This is a genomic window from Streptomyces sp. NBC_01520 (assembly GCF_045040375.1).
Taxonomy (GTDB): Bacteria; Actinomycetota; Actinomycetes; order Streptomycetales; family Streptomycetaceae; genus Streptomyces.
In genome coordinates, this window is sequence record NZ_CP109404.1 from 2,541,566 (window position 1) to 2,556,752 (window position 15,187).

Annotated in this window: 13 protein-coding genes; 8 read left to right on the forward strand and 5 right to left on the reverse strand. The window is 71.5% G+C overall.

All coding sequences use genetic code 11. The features are described from left to right. Positions 1 to 81: 81 nt before the first annotated feature. A complete protein-coding gene (locus OG524_RS11535; RefSeq protein WP_405390938.1) occupies positions 82 to 639 on the reverse strand; it encodes an NADPH-dependent FMN reductase in 558 nt (185 codons plus the stop codon). Positions 640 to 711: 72 nt separating this feature from the next. On the opposite strand from OG524_RS11535, the gene OG524_RS11540 reads away from it, so the two are divergent. From OG524_RS11540 to OG524_RS11555, 4 genes are all read left to right on the forward strand, one after another. Continuing rightward, entirely contained in the window at positions 712 to 1,506 is a 795-nt protein-coding gene (locus tag OG524_RS11540) for an aminotransferase class IV (protein ID WP_405810096.1), read from the forward strand. A 46-nt stretch (positions 1,507 to 1,552) separates the two neighbouring features. Then, entirely contained in the window at positions 1,553 to 2,017 is a 465-nt protein-coding gene (locus OG524_RS11545) for a DUF5990 family protein (RefSeq protein WP_405390936.1), read from the forward strand. A 339-nt stretch (positions 2,018 to 2,356) separates the two neighbouring features. Next, positions 2,357 to 2,965, forward strand: a complete 609-nt coding sequence (locus OG524_RS11550) for a hypothetical protein (protein WP_405810098.1) — start codon at positions 2,357 to 2,359, stop codon at positions 2,963 to 2,965. 24 nt (positions 2,966 to 2,989) lie between these two features. Continuing rightward, entirely contained in the window at positions 2,990 to 3,622 is a 633-nt protein-coding gene (locus tag OG524_RS11555) for a class F sortase (protein ID WP_405390934.1), read from the forward strand. Between the two features lie 40 nt (positions 3,623 to 3,662). Here OG524_RS11555 and OG524_RS11560 read toward each other — a convergent pair whose 3' ends face one another. Then, on the reverse strand, positions 3,663 to 4,454 hold the full coding sequence (locus OG524_RS11560; protein ID WP_405810100.1) for a sulfite exporter TauE/SafE family protein: 792 nt from the start codon (positions 4,452 to 4,454) through the stop codon (positions 3,663 to 3,665). Positions 4,455 to 4,601: 147 nt separating this feature from the next. On the opposite strand from OG524_RS11560, the gene OG524_RS11565 reads away from it, so the two are divergent. From OG524_RS11565 to OG524_RS11580, 4 genes are all read left to right on the forward strand, one after another. Continuing rightward, a complete protein-coding gene (locus OG524_RS11565; protein WP_405390932.1) occupies positions 4,602 to 5,939 on the forward strand; it encodes an NAD(P)/FAD-dependent oxidoreductase in 1,338 nt (445 codons plus the stop codon). Continuing rightward, positions 5,939 to 8,524 carry a nitrite reductase large subunit NirB gene (nirB, locus tag OG524_RS11570; protein WP_405390931.1) on the forward strand — a complete coding sequence of 862 codons (2,586 nt, stop codon included), beginning with the start codon at positions 5,939 to 5,941 and terminating at the stop codon, positions 8,522 to 8,524. The genes OG524_RS11565 and nirB overlap by 1 nt, the downstream gene beginning before the upstream one ends. After that, the gene (gene nirD, locus OG524_RS11575) at positions 8,524 to 8,883 is read left to right on the forward strand and encodes a nitrite reductase small subunit NirD (RefSeq protein WP_405390930.1); all 360 of its coding nucleotides are present in this window, start codon (positions 8,524 to 8,526) and stop codon (positions 8,881 to 8,883) included. Before nirB ends, nirD begins: the two co-directional genes overlap by 1 nt. A gap of 116 nt (positions 8,884 to 8,999) precedes the next feature. Further along, positions 9,000 to 10,166 carry an alkaline phosphatase PhoX gene (locus OG524_RS11580; RefSeq protein ID WP_405390929.1) on the forward strand — a complete coding sequence of 389 codons (1,167 nt, stop codon included), beginning with the start codon at positions 9,000 to 9,002 and terminating at the stop codon, positions 10,164 to 10,166. 57 nt (positions 10,167 to 10,223) lie between these two features. On the opposite strand, the gene OG524_RS11585 is transcribed toward OG524_RS11580, so the two are convergent. The 3 genes from OG524_RS11585 to ppdK all read right to left on the reverse strand — a co-directional run bounded on the left by OG524_RS11585 (position 10,224) and on the right by ppdK (position 15,073). Further along, the gene (locus OG524_RS11585; RefSeq protein WP_405390928.1) at positions 10,224 to 10,640 is read right to left on the reverse strand and encodes a VOC family protein; all 417 of its coding nucleotides are present in this window, start codon (positions 10,638 to 10,640) and stop codon (positions 10,224 to 10,226) included. 208 nt (positions 10,641 to 10,848) lie between these two features. Continuing rightward, the gene (locus OG524_RS11590) at positions 10,849 to 11,868 is read right to left on the reverse strand and encodes an ArsR/SmtB family transcription factor (protein WP_405390927.1); all 1,020 of its coding nucleotides are present in this window, start codon (positions 11,866 to 11,868) and stop codon (positions 10,849 to 10,851) included. 493 nt (positions 11,869 to 12,361) lie between these two features. Continuing rightward, positions 12,362 to 15,073, reverse strand: a complete 2,712-nt coding sequence (gene ppdK, locus OG524_RS11595; protein WP_405390926.1) for a pyruvate, phosphate dikinase — start codon at positions 15,071 to 15,073, stop codon at positions 12,362 to 12,364. Positions 15,074 to 15,187: the final 114 nt, after the last annotated feature.

The window sequence follows — 15,187 nt, forward strand, 5'->3', positions numbered from 1 at the left end:
CCCGGGTCTCCTCGGTTCGTCGTCGGTTCGTCGTCGGTCTCGTGGGTGCGGGCTGCCCCTCGATTGTCGGCCCGGCCCGGGTCAGCCGCCGTACGGACGCAGGATCCTGGCCTCGCGCAGCGCACGCCCCCACCAGACCAGCTGGTCGAGCATCGTCTTCGCCGCGGCGTCGGCGGCCGCCGGGTCCCCGAGCCGCCCGTGGTCGTCGAAGAGGGCGCCCGCGTTGTGGAAGGAGACGGTGTCGCGTACGGAGACTGCGTGCAGTTCGGCGAAGACCTGACGGAGGTGCTCCACGGCCCGCAGGCCGCCGGAGATCCCGCCGTACGAGACGAAGCCGACCGGCTTGGCCTGCCATTCGGTGAAGTGGGCGTCGATGAGGTCCTTCAGCGGGGCGGGGTAGGAGTGGTTGTACTCGGGGGTGAGCACGACGAAGGCGTCGGCCCGCGCGAGCCGTTCCGACGGAGATCCTGCCTCGGCGACGTCGATCAGCTCGATGTCGATGTCCGGGTGGCCGGCGGCCCGGTCGAGGAACCACCGGGCGATGACGGGGCCGAAGCGGCCCTCGCGGTTGCTGCCGAGGACGGCGGCCACCTTCAGCGGGGCGTCGGACGGGGTGGGAACAACTGTGGTGAGGTCCATGCGTCACAGGCTCACGCCTCAAGCGTGGTTGAGGTCAAGCCGGCCGTGCGTGGCGCACCCTACGGTGGGCGCATGACGACTCCCGCGACCGCCCTGTACGTCGAGATCGGCGGCCGTCCGGCCACCGCGGAGGATCTGCGGATCCCGGCCTTCGCCGGGTACGGCCACTTCACGGCGATGCAGGTCAGGGACCGGACGGTGCGCGGCCTCGGGCTGCATCTGGACCGGCTGGACTCCGCGAGCCGGGAGCTGTTCGGCCAGCCCCTGGACGGGGGGTACGTGCGCGGGCTGATCGGGCACGCGCTCGACGGCGCCGGGACACGGGACGCGTCGGTCCGGGTGCACGGATTCCTTCCGCCCGGCGACACGGTGACGACGCCGATGGTGACGGTGCGGGAGCCCGCGCGGATGTCCACCGCGCCCAGGAGCCTGATGTCCGTCCCGTACACACGGACCGTGCCGCACATCAAGCGGCCCGGTGAGTTCGGCCAGACCTACTACGGGCTGCTGGCCGGGCGTTCGGGCTTCGACGAGGCGCTGCTGACCGGGCCCGGTGGTGAGGTGGCCGAGGGCTCGATCACCAATGTGGCTTTCTGGGACGGCACTTCGGTGGTCTGGCCTGACGCCCCCGCGCTGACGGGAATCACCATGGCCCTGCTGGAGAGCGGTCTGGCACGGACGGACCGGCCGTCGGTGCGGCGGGCGGTGACGCTGGACGGGCTGGGGGCGTACCGGGCGGCGTTCGTCACCAACTCGCAGGGCATCGCGCCGGTCCACCGGATCGACGGCACGTCCTTCGAGGTCGACGCGGAGCTGATGAAGCACCTCGACGAGGTGTACGACGCCGCCCCCTCGGGCGCCGTCTGAGTCCGGCGCCGCCCGGGCCGGGAGCCGGGTGCAGCACCATGGGGTCATGCAGATCCACATCGAAGCCTCAGAACTCCCGGGCCTCACCTGCCGGCCCGGCACCGACTTCGCCGGTTTCGACAACATCCACGTCGGCGTGCAGCGCAAGGACCGGCCCGGCGAGCTGCTCGGCCTGCACCCCGGCGACGCCCCCTCGGCCGCCTGGACCCTGGACTGCACCGCCGTGCCGACCGCCGAGGGCGGCATCGAGGTCTCGGGGCCGTACATCCAGAACAGGCTCGGTGGGCGCTTCGTCTATCTGTCCTGGGGGACGGTGGACGGTTCCGGGACCTTCACCATGTTCCGGCGGGCCAAACTCATGATCGCCGACGTCACTCAGGACGTCCTGGAAGCCGCCGTACTGAGCGGGCACCTCACCGCGCGGTTGCGGCTGACCGACGACGGAGGGCTGCCGCGGTGCGCCCGCGTGCGCCCGCCGGACATCGTGTGGGCCGCCACGGACGGGGGGTGACACCGCCCCCACCGGTCCCAGGGGGGATGGGCCGGTGAGGGCGGTTGCCGTGGGGGCGGCCGGGAGGGCTGCCGTCCCGTGGGGGGTGTGAACCGTGTGCCCGGCCCTCACAGGACCATGCGTGTGATGCGCATCACACGTCGCGCGGAAGGCTGTCACCCGATCGGCACCGGGCGGCCCGAGCAGTCGGTGTCACCGCCACGACCTGCGGCGGGCCGGTGGGGCGGGCGCTCCTCGCGGGCCCGTACGGGTGAAAGCTGACCATCCGTCAGCATGCGGCGGGCGGGCCCGGGCCGTTGTCTCGGAGGCAGGACACATCCGTCTGCCCGGAGGATTCCCATGCGCAGCCCTGCCCGCCTCGTGACCGGTACCGCCGCCGCGGCCCTCACCGCCGTCGCGCTCGGCCTCGCGACCACCCCGTCCGCGTACGCCGAAGGCGCGGTCGCGAGGCCGGAGTCATCCTCCTGGCCGGTGCTCCGGACGGATCCGGGGACGGACACCGAGGCCGGTTCCGTGGCGGGGACCGACCCGCAGGCGGAGGCGGAACTCGGGGCGGACCCGGGTGCGGAGCCGGGGCTGGATACGGAGCTGACCGAGACAGAGCTGACGGAGACGGAGCTGACCGGGTCCGAGCTCGCGGAGGCCGAGCTGACCGGGACGGATCCGGCGGAGACCGGGCTCGGGACGGGTGCGCGGCCCGGGACCAGCCCGCGACCGGAGCCCGTCAAGCCGCCGCCCGGGACGAAGCCCGCGCCGGTCAAACCGTCCGCGCCCCCGACCGGGACCTGGCCCGAGCGCCCCTCCGGGCATGTCCGGACCGGTGTCGGCGGCAGTGCGGGACCTGACACCGCCCAGCTCGTCGCGGGCGCAGGAGTCCTCGGCGCGGCGGCCGTCGGCGGCGCCTGGCTCCTGCGCCGGCGCCGTGCGGACGACGCGCAGCACGGCTGACGGCGACCTCGCGAGGACGACGACGTGGACAGGACGACCCTGAGGTCCAGGGCATGGCTGGTGGGCATCGCCGTGCTGTGCGGTGTCTGGCTCGTCCAGAACGGTGCGGCCACCCGGACCGTCGCGCCGCAGCCCTCCACCGCCGAGGCCTTCGCCGCCGGCCCCGAACTGCGGCCCGGCTCACCGGTCGCCGGACCGCTGCGCGCCTCCGAGCCGGTCAGGATCCGCATCCCGGGCATCCGGGTGGACGCCCCCATGACGGGCCTGGGCCTGGGTGCGGGCGGCAGCCTCGACGTACCGCCCGCCGAGGAGCGTAATCTCGCGGGCTGGTTCAGGAACGGCACCCCGCCCGGCGCGAAGGGCACCGCGATCGTCGCCGGCCATGTCGACAACGCCGAGGGGCCGTCCGTCTTCTACGCGCTCGGGTCGCTGGAGAAGGGCGCCCGGGTCGAGATCGACCGCAGGGACGGCCGCACCGCCGTCTTCTCGGTGGACGCGGTCGAGGTGTACGACAACGACGACTTCCCCGACCGACGGGTCTACGGCGCCTCCTCGCACGCCGCCCTGCGACTGATCACCTGCGGCGGCGGCTTCTCGCCGGAGACCGGCTACCGGGGCAACGTGGTGGCGTACGCCCACCTCACCGGAGTGCGGTGAGGCCGGCGGTCCATCCTTGAAGCCGGGGGCCCGGCGGTGATCAGGCGGTCCACTGGTCGAAGCCGAGCTTGGCGACGAGTGAGAACACGACGACCAGCAGGACCCCACGGACGAAGTCGCTGCCCTTCCTGAGTGCCATGCGCGCTCCGAACATGCCGCCCGCCAGATTGAATACGGCCATCAGCGCGGCCAGCTGCCACAGCACCGTGCCCTGGTAGGCGAACATCGCCAGCGCGCCGGCGTTGGTGCAGACATTCACGATCTTCGCGGTGGCGGAGGCCGTCACCAGGTCGAGGTGGAGCACGGCGGTCAGGGCCAGCACCAGGAAGGTGCCCGTGCCCGGCCCGAACAGCCCGTCGTAGAAGCCGATGCCGCCGCCGACCAGCACGATGGCGGTGACGGTCCGGGCCCGGGTGACCTTCCTGCCCGTTCCGTCTCCGGCCGCCGCCGTGCCGAAGGACGGGCGCAGCATGACGAAGGCCGCCACGGCGAGCAGCACCACCATGATCACCGGGCGCAGGACGTCGCTGCTGATCCCCGCGGCGAAGAAGGCGCCCGTCATCGACCCGGCCAGTGCCATCAGCCCGATCCGTACGGCGGTCCCCACCTGGACCGGCGCCTTGCGTGCGTAGGTGACGGCCGCGCCCGAGGTGCCGACGACGGCGACCGCCTTGTTGGTGCCGAGAATGTGGGCGGCCGGGACGTTCGGCAGGCCGAGCAGCAAGGCGGGCAGGAGGAGGAGACCCCCGCCGCCCACCACCGCGTCGATCCAGCCGGCCGCGGCGGCGGCCAGGCAGAGCAGAACGAGGGTGGTCAGCGTCATCTCGGGCATGTCCGCGACCTTAGGCAGACGATAGGTGCCCAGTCCAACCAGTTGCCGGGCCCTCACAGAGGGCGCCCGCGCGCGCTGAGCGCAAGGTTCCTCCCGGGAAACAGGAGAGATGCGGTCGGGTAACACCGTCCGCGCAGTCTCTCTGTCATGAGGACACGGAGCGGGAACACGGCGCGTGTGGTGGTGATCGGCGCCGGGATGGCGGGCGCACGGCTCGCCGCCCGGGTCCCCGGTGTCACCGTCATCGGCGAGGAGGAGCACGCACCGTACAACAGGGTGCTGCTCGCCGAGGTACTCGCCGGACGGTACGAGCCGGACGTCATCACGCTGCCGCCCGCCGAGGTGCGGCGCGGGGTGCGGGTCGTACGGATCGACCGGGCGGACCGGCTGGTGCACTGCGACGACGGCAGCGTCATCGGGTACGAGCGCCTGGTGCTGGCCACCGGCTCCAACCCGGTGCTGCCGCCGCTGCGGGGCCTCGGCCACATGCTGCCGGACGGGGTGCATCCCTTCCGCACCCTCGACGACTGCCTGGCGCTGCGCGCCGCCGTGCGACCCGGGGTGCGCGCCGTCGTCATCGGCGGCGGGCTCCTCGGGGTCTCCGCGGCCCGTGCGCTGGCCGAGTGCGGCGCCCAGGTGGTGCTGGCCCAGCAGGGCGAGCACCTCATGGAGCGGCAGCTGGACGCCGAGGCGGCCGGGCTGCTGCGGCGCCATCTGGAGGCCCTCGGGGTCGAGGTACACACCGAGTGCCGGGTGCGCGGTCTGCGCTGCACCGACGGGGCCACCCCCGCGGTACGCGCCGTGGAGCTCGCCGACGGCTACGAGCTGGAGGCCGAGATCACGGTGCTGGCCTGCGGGGTCCGCCCCAGGACGGGTCTGGCGCAGGCCGCCGGGCTCGACGTCCGCAAGGGCGTCGTCGTCGACGACGAGCTGCGCACCTCGGACCCGTACATCCACGCGGTCGGCGACTGCGCCGAGCACCGCGGCACCGTGTACGGGCTGGCGGGCGCCGCGCTGGAACAGGCGGACGTGCTGACCGGGGTGCTGGCCGGCGGCTCCGACCGCTACGAGGGCACCAGGGCCCTGACCCGGCTCACCCTGCGCTCCCCCGCCGCCGTCCCTGTCTCCGCCGGAGCCGCCGGAGCCACTGGAACCGCTGGAACCGCCGGAGCCACTGGAACCGCCGGAGCTACTGGAGCTGCCGGAGCCCTTGGTTCCGCCGCTGCCCCCGCTGCCCCCGGCGGCCTCGATCTGGCCGCCTTCGGCGACTCCCGTCCGATGCCCGGCGACGACGTGATCCGGCTGGCCGACGCCACCCGGGGCGCGTACCGCACGGTCGTCGTCCGGGGCGACCGGCTGGCCGGCGGGGTGCTGTTCGGCGATCTCGCCGCGGTCGGCACCCTCGCCCGGACCTGGCAGGACGACGAACCTCTCCCCGCCGACATGTCCCTGCTCCACCTGCTCACCAACGACGGAGGCTTCTGATGCCGGTGTCCACTCCCCCGACCGCCCCCACCGCAGGCGTGCCGACGATCGTGGTCGTCGGGCACGGCATGGTCGGCCAGAGGTTCCTGGAAGCGCTCGCCGACCGCGGACTGACGGCCGCCGCGGGCACGGCCCGGGTCGTCGTCCTCTGCGAGGAGCCCCGCCCCGCCTACGACCGGGTGCAGCTGACCTCGTACTTCTCCGGGAAGACCCCGGAGGACCTCTCACTCGTCGAGCCGGACTTCATGGCGCGGCACGGAATAGAGCTGCACGTCGGAGACCCGGCGGAGAGCGTCGACCGTGAGGCGCGCACCGTCACAGCGCGCTCCGGGCAGACCTTCACGTACGACACGCTCGTGCTGGCCACCGGCTCCTACCCCTTCGTGCCGCCGGTGCCCGGCAAGGACACCGAGGGCTGCTTCGTCTACCGCACCATCGAGGACCTCCTCGCGATCGAGGAGTACGCGAAGACCGCGACGACCGGCGCGGTGGTCGGCGGCGGGCTGCTCGGCCTGGAGGCCGCGGGTGCTCTGAAGGGCCTCGGACTCAGCACGCACGTCGTGGAGTTCGCGCCCCGGCTGATGCCGGTCCAGGTCGACGACGGCGGCGGTGCCGCGCTGCTCCGCACCATCGAGGACATGGGCCTCTCCGTCCACACGGGCGTCGGCACCCAGGAGGTCACCGCGGGCGAGGACGGCCGGGTCAACGGCATGTCGCTCTCCGACGGTTCCTCGCTCGCCACCGACCTCGTCGTCTTCTCCGCCGGTGTCCGCCCCCGGGACCAGCTGGCCCGCGACTGCGGCCTGGCGGTCGGCCCGCGCGGCGGCATCATCGTCGACGAGGAGTGCCGCACCTCGGACAGCGCGGTCTTCGCGATCGGCGAGTGCGCGCTGGCCTCGGACGGCCGGGTGTACGGGCTGGTGGCGCCGGGCTACGAGATGGCGCTGGCGGTCGCCGAGGTGATCGCGGGCAACGCGGCCTCCTTCACCGGCGCCGACCTGTCGACGAAGCTGAAGCTCCTCGGCGTGGACGTCGCCTCGTTCGGCGACGCGCACGGCGCGGCCGAGGGCTGCCTCGACGTCGTCTATTCGGACTCCCGCTCGGGGGTGTACAAGAAGCTGGTGATCGGCCGGGACGGCACGCTGCTCGGCGGTGTGCTGGTCGGGGACGCCGACCAGTACGGCACGCTGCGGCCGATGACGGGCACGGTCCTGCCGGTCGCGCCGGAGCAGCTGGTGCTGCCGGCCGGCGCGGGCGGCCCGGTCACGCTCGGCCCGTCCTCGCTGCCCGACGAGGCCGTGATCTGCTCCTGCCACAACGTGACCAAGGGCGCGATCTGCGAGCACACCACGCTGCCCGAGGTGAAGAAGTGCACCAAGGCGGGTACGGGCTGCGGAAGCTGCGTCAAGGTCATCGGACAGCTGCTGCCGCAGCCCGAGGACCAGGGCCTGTGCGGCTGCTTCGCGTACACCCGCAGCGAGCTGTACGAGATCGTCCGCACCCTCGGTGTCACGACGTACGCCGGTCTGCTGGACTCGCACGGCCGCGACGAGGCCAAGGGCGGTGACGGCTGCGAGGTCTGCAAGCCGACGGTCGGTTCGATCATCGCCTCGCTGGCACCGACGGTCGGTGCGAGCGGCTATGTCCTGGACGGCGAGCAGGCGGCCCTCCAGGACACCAACGACCACTTCCTCGCCAACCTCCAGCGCAACGGCTCCTACTCGATCGTGCCGCGTATCCCGGGCGGTGAGATCACCCCGGAGAAGCTGATCGTGATCGGTGAGGTGGCCCGGGACTTCGGCCTCTACACGAAGATCACCGGTGGCCAGCGGATCGACCTGTTCGGCGCACGCGTCGACCAGCTCCCGCTGATCTGGACCCGCCTGGTGGACGCCGGATTCGAGTCGGGGCACGCGTACGGGAAGTCGCTGCGCACGGTGAAGTCCTGTGTGGGGCAGACCTGGTGCCGCTACGGCGTGCAGGACTCGGTGAAGATGGCGATCGACCTGGAGCTGCGCTACCGGGGCCTGCGCTCGCCGCACAAGCTGAAGTCGGCGGTCTCCGGCTGCGCCCGCGAGTGCGCGGAGGCCCGCGGCAAGGACTTCGGGATCATCGCCACGGCCCAGGGCTGGAACCTCTACGTCGGCGGCAACGGCGGCGCCACACCGCGCCACGCGGACCTGCTGGCCCAGGACCTGTCCGACGCCGAGCTGGTCCGTCTCATCGACCGGTTCCTGATGTTCTACATCCGCACGGCGGACCGGCTGGAGCGCACCTCGACCTGGCTGGACCGGATCGAGGGCGGCCTGGACCACGTACGGGACGTCGTCGTCCACGACTCGCTGGGTCTCTGCGACGAGCTGGAGCGGCTGATGGCCGACCACGTCCGCGGCTACCGCGACGAGTGGGCCGAGACCATCAACGACCCGGAGCGGCTGCGCCGCTTCGTGACCTTCGTCAACGCCCCCGACGCACCCGACCCCTCGGTCAGGTTCGTCCCCGAGCGCGATCAGGTCAAGCCCGACCTGGACATCCTCGCGGGCCCCGTGCTCGCCATCCGCACTCTCGAAGGGACTCCCTCCTGATGACGACGCAGACGATGGAAACGGCGCAGGACACCCGGACGATCCAGCTCGCGGACGGGGACGGCTGGCTCACGGTCTGCGACCGCGACCTGCTGACCCCGGGGCGTGGCGTGGCGGCCCTCCTCCCGGACGGCCGGCAGGTCGCCCTGTTCGTGGACCGGGCGGGGCGCGCGTACGCGATCGACAACCGTGACCCGTTCACCGGGGCGTACGTCCTCTCCCGGGGCCTGGTCGGCTCGGCGGCCGGGCGGCCGTTCGTGGCGTCGCCGCTGCTGAAGCAGCGCTTCGACCTGGAGACGGGCGCCTGCCTGGACGACGACGACGTCACCGTGCCGGTCTTCGCGGTCCGCGCGGACTGATCCCGGCCCGTTCACCGCCTGTTGACGCTCCGTCAACTACGTACCTCTACTGTCCTGACGTTCGACCCGCCGGGCCGTCCGGACCGGCGGGCCCTCACGTCACCCGTGGAGTGATCGTGGAACGTCGGACCTTCTTGCGCACAGCGGTGATCGGCGGCTCGGCGGCGGCCTTCGGCGGCACCCTGTGGCGGGGTGCCGCCTTCGCCGACCCCGCCCAGCCGGCCACCGGCCCGTACGGCGCGCTGCAGGCGGCCAACGGCAACGGCATCCTGCTGCCGAGCGGCTTCACCAGCAGAATCGTCGCCCGCTCGGGACAGACCGTCCCCGGCACCTCGTACGCCTGGCACAGCGCGCCCGACGGGGGCGCCACGTACGCCGACGGCAGCGGCTGGATCTACGTCTCCAACGCCGAGGTCTCCTCGGGCAGCGGCGGCGGGGCGAGCGCGGTGCGCTTCGACTCCGCCGGGACCGTCACCTCCGCCTACCGGATCCTGTCCGGCACGAACAACAACTGCGCGGGCGGCAGCACCCCGTGGAAGACCTGGCTGTCCTGCGAGGAGGTCAGCCGCGGTTTCGTCTACGAGACGGACCCCTGGGGTGTGAACGCGGCCGTCCAGCGGCCCGCCCTGGGCCGCTTCAAGCACGAGGCGGCCGCGGCCGACCCCGACCACGGCTACATCTACCTCACCGAGGACGAGACGGACGGCCGCTTCTACCGCTTCCGCCCCACCACCTGGGGCAACCTGTCCTCCGGCACCCTCCAGGTCCTGGTGGCGGGCTCCGGCACCTCGGGCCCGGTGACCTGGGCGACGGTCCCCGACCCGGACGGTTCACCCACCCTGACCCGTCACCAGGTCTCCGGCGCGAAGGTCTTCAACGGCGGTGAGGGCTGCTTCTACGCGGCGGGCACCTGCTGGTTCACCACCAAGGGCGACAACCGGGTGTGGGCGTACGACGCGAACGCGTCCAGCATCTCGCTCGCCTACGACGACTCACTGGTCACGGGCGGCGGAGCTCCGCTGACCGGCGTTGACAACGTCACCCGGTCCGTCTCGGGCGACCTGTACGTCGCCGAGGACGGCGGGAACATGGAGATCTGCCTGATCACCCCGGACGACACCGTCGCGCCGTTCCTGCGGATCAGCGGCCAGTCCGGCTCGGAGATCACCGGCCCGGCCTTCTCCCCGGACGGCACCCGGCTCTACTTCTCCTCGCAGCGCGGGACGAGCGGCAGCTCCTCCGGCGGCATCACGTACGAGGTCACGGGGCCGTTCCGCGGCTGAGCGGGACATCGGCCGCACGGTGCCGGCACCGGAGCCGTGCGGCTGTCCCCGCGGTCATCAGGCCTGGCCGCCGCTTTCGACCGCCGCCGGGTCCATCCACACGACCTCCCAGATGTGGTGGTCGGGGTCCTGGAAGGAACGGCCGTACATGGAGCCCATGTCCATGGCTTCGTTGGCGGGCGAGCCGCCCGCGGCGAGCGCGGCGTCGGCCAGCTCGTCGACCCGGTCCCGGCTGTCCGCGCTCAGGGCGAGGAGGACCTCCGTCGTCTTCGAGGCGTCGGCGATCTCCTTCTTGGTGAAGTCCTTGAAGCGCGGCTCGCTGATGAGCATGGCGAAGATCGTGTCGCTGATGACCAGACAGGCGGTCGTCTCGTCGCTGAACTGCGGGTTGAAGCCGAAGCCGAGCTTCCCGAAGAAGTTCTTCGACGTCTCCAGGTTCTTGACCGGCAGGTTCACGAAGATCATCTGAGGCATGGTTCCCACTTTCTTCCGTCTCGGCACTTCGCGTGCTCCGAGGCACTGTGTTCGAGCGCCTTCGAGAGGTAGACGGCGGGGCGCGGCGAAACTCATCGCTCGGGGGGAATTCCTCTCCGGAGTCCCCGCAAGCCCCGGCGCCCCCGTCCCGGGCGGCCCTGGCATCCCTTGCACCCCGGCGTCCCTTGCTCGCGAGCGCCGCCGGCCGTCAGGACATCGCGAGCGGGGCGCCGCCCCTGAGCAGTGACGCGCCCAGCGGGGTGAGCGTGTGCAGGACCGAGCTGCCGTGCCGCAGGGTGAGGACCAGACCGGCCTCGCGCAGGACGCAGGCGTGCTGACTCGCGGAGGCCAGGGACACTCCGGTCCTGCGGGCCAGCTCGCTGGTCGTGCAGCCCTTCCCTATGGCCTGGAGGATCGCGGAGCGGGTGTGTCCCACCAGTCGTCCCAGCCAGGGGCCGGGCTCGGCGGCGTAGACCGGGGCAGCGGGGTGAGTGACCGGATAGACGAGCACCGGCGGGAGGTCGGGGTTCCGGTAGACGACCGGGGTGCCGCGACAGAAGAACGAGGGCTGCAGGAGCAGGCCCCGCCCGTCCAGGCGCAGCTCGCGGTCGACGGGGTAGTCCGCCTCCAGCACGGGTGCCCGCCAGCGGATCATGGACGGCAGGCTGGCCAGCAGCTCGTCCGCGCCACCGTCCAGCAGCGCGCGGCCCCGCACGGCCCGGTCGGCCTCCACGCTCGCCTGGATGTGCGGCCAGTACGGCTCGACGGCGGCGCGGTGGTAGCTGCGCAGGGCGGTGATGAGACGGCCCAGCGGCTCCGTACGCCCCTCGGCGAGCACGTCCAGCAGTGCGGCGGCCGACCGGCTGACGCCCCGCGCACGCGGCACGGAGGGTCTACTTTCGGCCAACAGGGCCAGTTCGGCGTGGAGACGTTCCGTGGGAGTGTCGCGGAGCGCCTCCATTCCGACGTCGAGACCGAATGGCTCGGCGCCTTCCCGGGAAGGCGTCAGGAAGTCGGGGAAATAGCCGCGGAGCGGAACGACCGCCGACAGCAGACGTGCTTCACCATTCAACCGGGCCCGGGATTCCGTCCGCCATTTCCCGAACACCGTGGAACCCCGCCGGTCCCTCAGTCGGTGAAAACTGAGAATGGTTTCCCACATTGCGTCAGGCCTCGTGGCCATCCGCACTCTGGAAAGGTCCACCCCGGACACATGGATACGCAGCACCGAACCCCCACTGTTGCAACCGCAATCGCCCCCATCAAAGGGTATGCATGCCGTCACAGGAGGTCACCACGGGGTTTCGGCCACAGTTGAAACGTCTCGCCCACAGCCTCGCCAGCCGAAAAGCTGTACGACGTCGGGTGCGAATCCGGCGTCACCGAAAGAGCGGGTGAGGGCCGTGGGGGGCTTTGCCTGCTCGGCGGCGGTGGCGACGGTGCGGCTCCGTACCCGGCGGGGGTAAGCCGGGTGCGGTCCATGGGTGGGGATCCATGGACCGCACCCCGGTCCGTTCGGCCACGGGATTTGCTCACTGAACGAAGAAAAGAAAAAACCCTGGATGGTTCGTAATTCAATTGAAGAAGCGGCAGCACCCCCGCACAGGGTGCTGCCGCTTCCGGGTTTTCCGGGGCCGCCGGCGGATCGGCGAGGGTACGGATGATCCGCCCGCGGTCCCGGAGTCGTGATGGCTCGTGGCCGGCCTGCCGGCCGGGTGGGCTCAGCGGCTGTCGCTGCCCTTCGACCCGGCGGCGGCGCGGCCCGCCTCCAGCCGTGCGACCGGGATGCGGAAGGGCGAGCAGGAGACGTAGTCCAGGCCCACCTCGTGGAAGAAGTGCACCGACTCCGGGTCACCGCCGTGCTCTCCGCAGACACCGAGCTTGAGGTCCGGGCGGGTGGCCAGGCCGGCCTCCACGGCGCTGCGCACGAGCGCGCCGACGCCGTCCTTGTCGATCGTCTCGAACGGCGACACCCCGAAGATGCCCTTCTCCAGGTACGCGGTGAAGAACGAGGCCTCCACGTCGTCGCGGGAGAAGCCCCACACCGTCTGGGTGAGGTCGTTCGTACCGAAGGAGAAGAACTGTGCGGCCTCGGCGATCTGACCGGCGGTCAGCGCGGCGCGGGGCAGCTCGATCATCGTGCCGATGCTGAGCTTCAGCTCCGTACCGGTGGCGGCCTCGACCTCGGCGATGACACCGTCGGCCTCGTCGCGGACGATCTCCAGCTCCTGCACCGTGCCGACGAGCGGGATCATGATCTCGCCGCGCGGGTCGCCCTTGGCGTTCTTGCGCTCCGCCGCCGCCTCCGCGATCGCCCGGACCTGCATCGCGAACAGTCCGGGGATGACCAGGCCGAGGCGTACCCCGCGCAGGCCGAGCATCGGGTTCTGCTCGTGCAGCTTGTGCACGGCCTGCAGGAGGCGCAGGTCGTTCTCGTTGGCGTCCTTGCGGGACTCGGCGAGCGCCACCCGCACGGAGAGCTCCGTGATGTCGGGCAGGAACTCGTGCAGCGGCGGGTCGAGCAGCCGTACGGTGACGGGCAGCCCGTCCATCGACTCGAACAGCTCGATGAAGTCGGCCTTCTGGAGCGGCAGCAGCGCGTCCAGCGCGGTCTCGCGCTCGTCGTCGGTGTCCGCGAGGATCAGCTTCTCGACCATCTCGCGGCGCTCGCCGAGGAACATGTGCTCGGTGCGGCACAGCCCGATGCCCTGGGCGCCGAAGCGGCGGGCCCGCAGGGCGTCCTCGGCGTTGTCCGCGTTGGCGCGCACCCGCAGCCGGCGCACCCGGTCCGCGTACGCCATGATCCGGTGCACGGCGGCGACCAGCTCGTCGGCGTCGTCGGCGCCCGCGTGCATGCGGCCCTCGAAGTACTCGACGACCGGGGACGGTACGACGGGTACCTCGCCGAGGTAGACCTTGCCCGTGGAGCCGTCGACGGAGACGAGGTCGCCCTCCTCCACGACGGTGCTGCCGACCGTCAGCCTGCGGCGCTTGGTGTCGACCTCGATCTCCTCGGCGCCGCAGACACAGGTCTTGCCCATGCCGCGTGCCACGACGGCGGCGTGCGAGGTCTTGCCTCCGCGCGAGGTGAGGATGCCCTCGGCGGCGATCATGCCGTCGAGGTCGTCGGGGTTGGTCTCCCGGCGGATGAGGATGACCTTCTCGCCGGACCGGGACCACTTGACGGCCGTGTACGAGTCGAAGACGGCCTTGCCGACGGCCGCACCCGGGGAGGCGGCGATGCCACGGCCCAGGAGCACGGTGCTGGCCTCGTCGTCGAAGCGCGGGAACATCAGCTGCGCGAGCTGGGCGCCGTTGACGCGCTGGAGCGCCTCCGCCTCGTCGATGAGGCCCTGGTCGACGAGCTGGGTGGCGATCCGGAAGGCGGCACCGGCGGTGCGCTTGCCGACCCGGGTCTGGAGCATCCAGAGCTGGCCGCGCTCGATGGTGAACTCGATGTCGCAGAGATCCCGGTAGTGGGTCTCCAGCGTCTTCATGATCGCGATCAGCTGGTCGTAGGACTTCTTGTCGATCGACTCCAGCTCGGCGAGCGGCACGGTGTTGCGGATACCCGCGACCACGTCCTCGCCCTGCGCGTTCTGCAGGTAGTCGCCGTAGGTGCCCTGGTGGCCGCTGGCCGGGTCACGGGTGAAGGCGACGCCCGTGCCGGAGTCGGGGCCGAGGTTGCCGAAGACCATCGAGCAGATGTTGACGGCCGTACCGAGGTCGCCGGGGATGCGCTCCTGACGGCGGTAGAGCTTGGCACGGTCGGTGTTCCACGAGTCGAAGACCGCCTTTATGGCCAGGTCCATCTGCTCACGCGGGTCCTGCGGGAAGTCACGTCCGGCGTCCCGGGCGACGATCTTCTTGAACTGCGTGACCAGCTTCTTGAGGTCGGCCGCGTCGAGGTCCACGTCGACGGTGACACCCTTGGCCTCCTTCGCGGCCTCCAGCGCCTCCTCGAAGAGCTCGCCGTCGACGCCGAGGACGGTCTTGCCGAACATCTGGATGAGCCGGCGGTAGGAGTCCCAGGCGAAGCGCTCGTCGCCGGCCTGCGCGGCGAGGCCGACGACGGACGCGTCGGAGAGGCCGATGTTGAGGACCGTGTCCATCATGCCGGGCATCGAGAACTTGGCGCCGGAGCGGACGGAGACCAGCAGCGGGTCGTCGGCCTGGCCGAGGTTCTTGCCCATCTGCTTCTCGAGCGCCACGAGGTGCGCACCGACCTCGTCGCGCAGCTCGGCCGGCTCGTCACCGCTGTCGAGGTAGACCTTGCAGGCCTCGGTGGTGATCGTGAAGCCCGGAGGGACCGGCAGCCCGAGATTGGTCATCTCGGCGAGGTTGGCACCCTTGCCGCCCAGCAGGTCCTTCAGATCCTTGTTGCCCTCGGTGAAGTCGTAGACGAACTTCTGAGAATCTTTGTTTTCCGACACGGGTCTCGACTCCTCGAGGACGCGGTGGCTGCCCTGACGGCGAGGAACATACCCAGATCGAAGGTGTCTGGGTACGCCCACTTGCGCGTCACGAGGCCTCAACCACCCGTCCGC

Bases quoted from the DNA above. Each gene is read 5' to 3' on its own strand.
- OG524_RS11535 (WP_405390938.1), bottom strand. From the start codon at position 639: ATGGACCTCACCACAGTTGTTCCCACCCCGTCCGACGCCCCGCTGAAG.
- OG524_RS11540 (WP_405810096.1), top strand. From the start codon at position 712: ATGACGACTCCCGCGACCGCCCTGTACGTCGAGATCGGCGGCCGTCCG.
- OG524_RS11545 (WP_405390936.1), top strand. From the start codon at position 1,553: ATGCAGATCCACATCGAAGCCTCAGAACTCCCGGGCCTCACCTGCCGG.
- OG524_RS11550 (WP_405810098.1), top strand. From the start codon at position 2,357: ATGCGCAGCCCTGCCCGCCTCGTGACCGGTACCGCCGCCGCGGCCCTC.
- OG524_RS11560 (WP_405810100.1), bottom strand. From the start codon at position 4,454: ATGCCCGAGATGACGCTGACCACCCTCGTTCTGCTCTGCCTGGCCGCC.
- OG524_RS11565 (WP_405390932.1), top strand. From the start codon at position 4,602: ATGAGGACACGGAGCGGGAACACGGCGCGTGTGGTGGTGATCGGCGCC.
- nirB (WP_405390931.1), top strand. From the start codon at position 5,939: ATGCCGGTGTCCACTCCCCCGACCGCCCCCACCGCAGGCGTGCCGACG.
- nirD (WP_405390930.1), top strand. From the start codon at position 8,524: ATGACGACGCAGACGATGGAAACGGCGCAGGACACCCGGACGATCCAG.
- OG524_RS11585 (WP_405390928.1), bottom strand. From the start codon at position 10,640: ATGCCTCAGATGATCTTCGTGAACCTGCCGGTCAAGAACCTGGAGACG.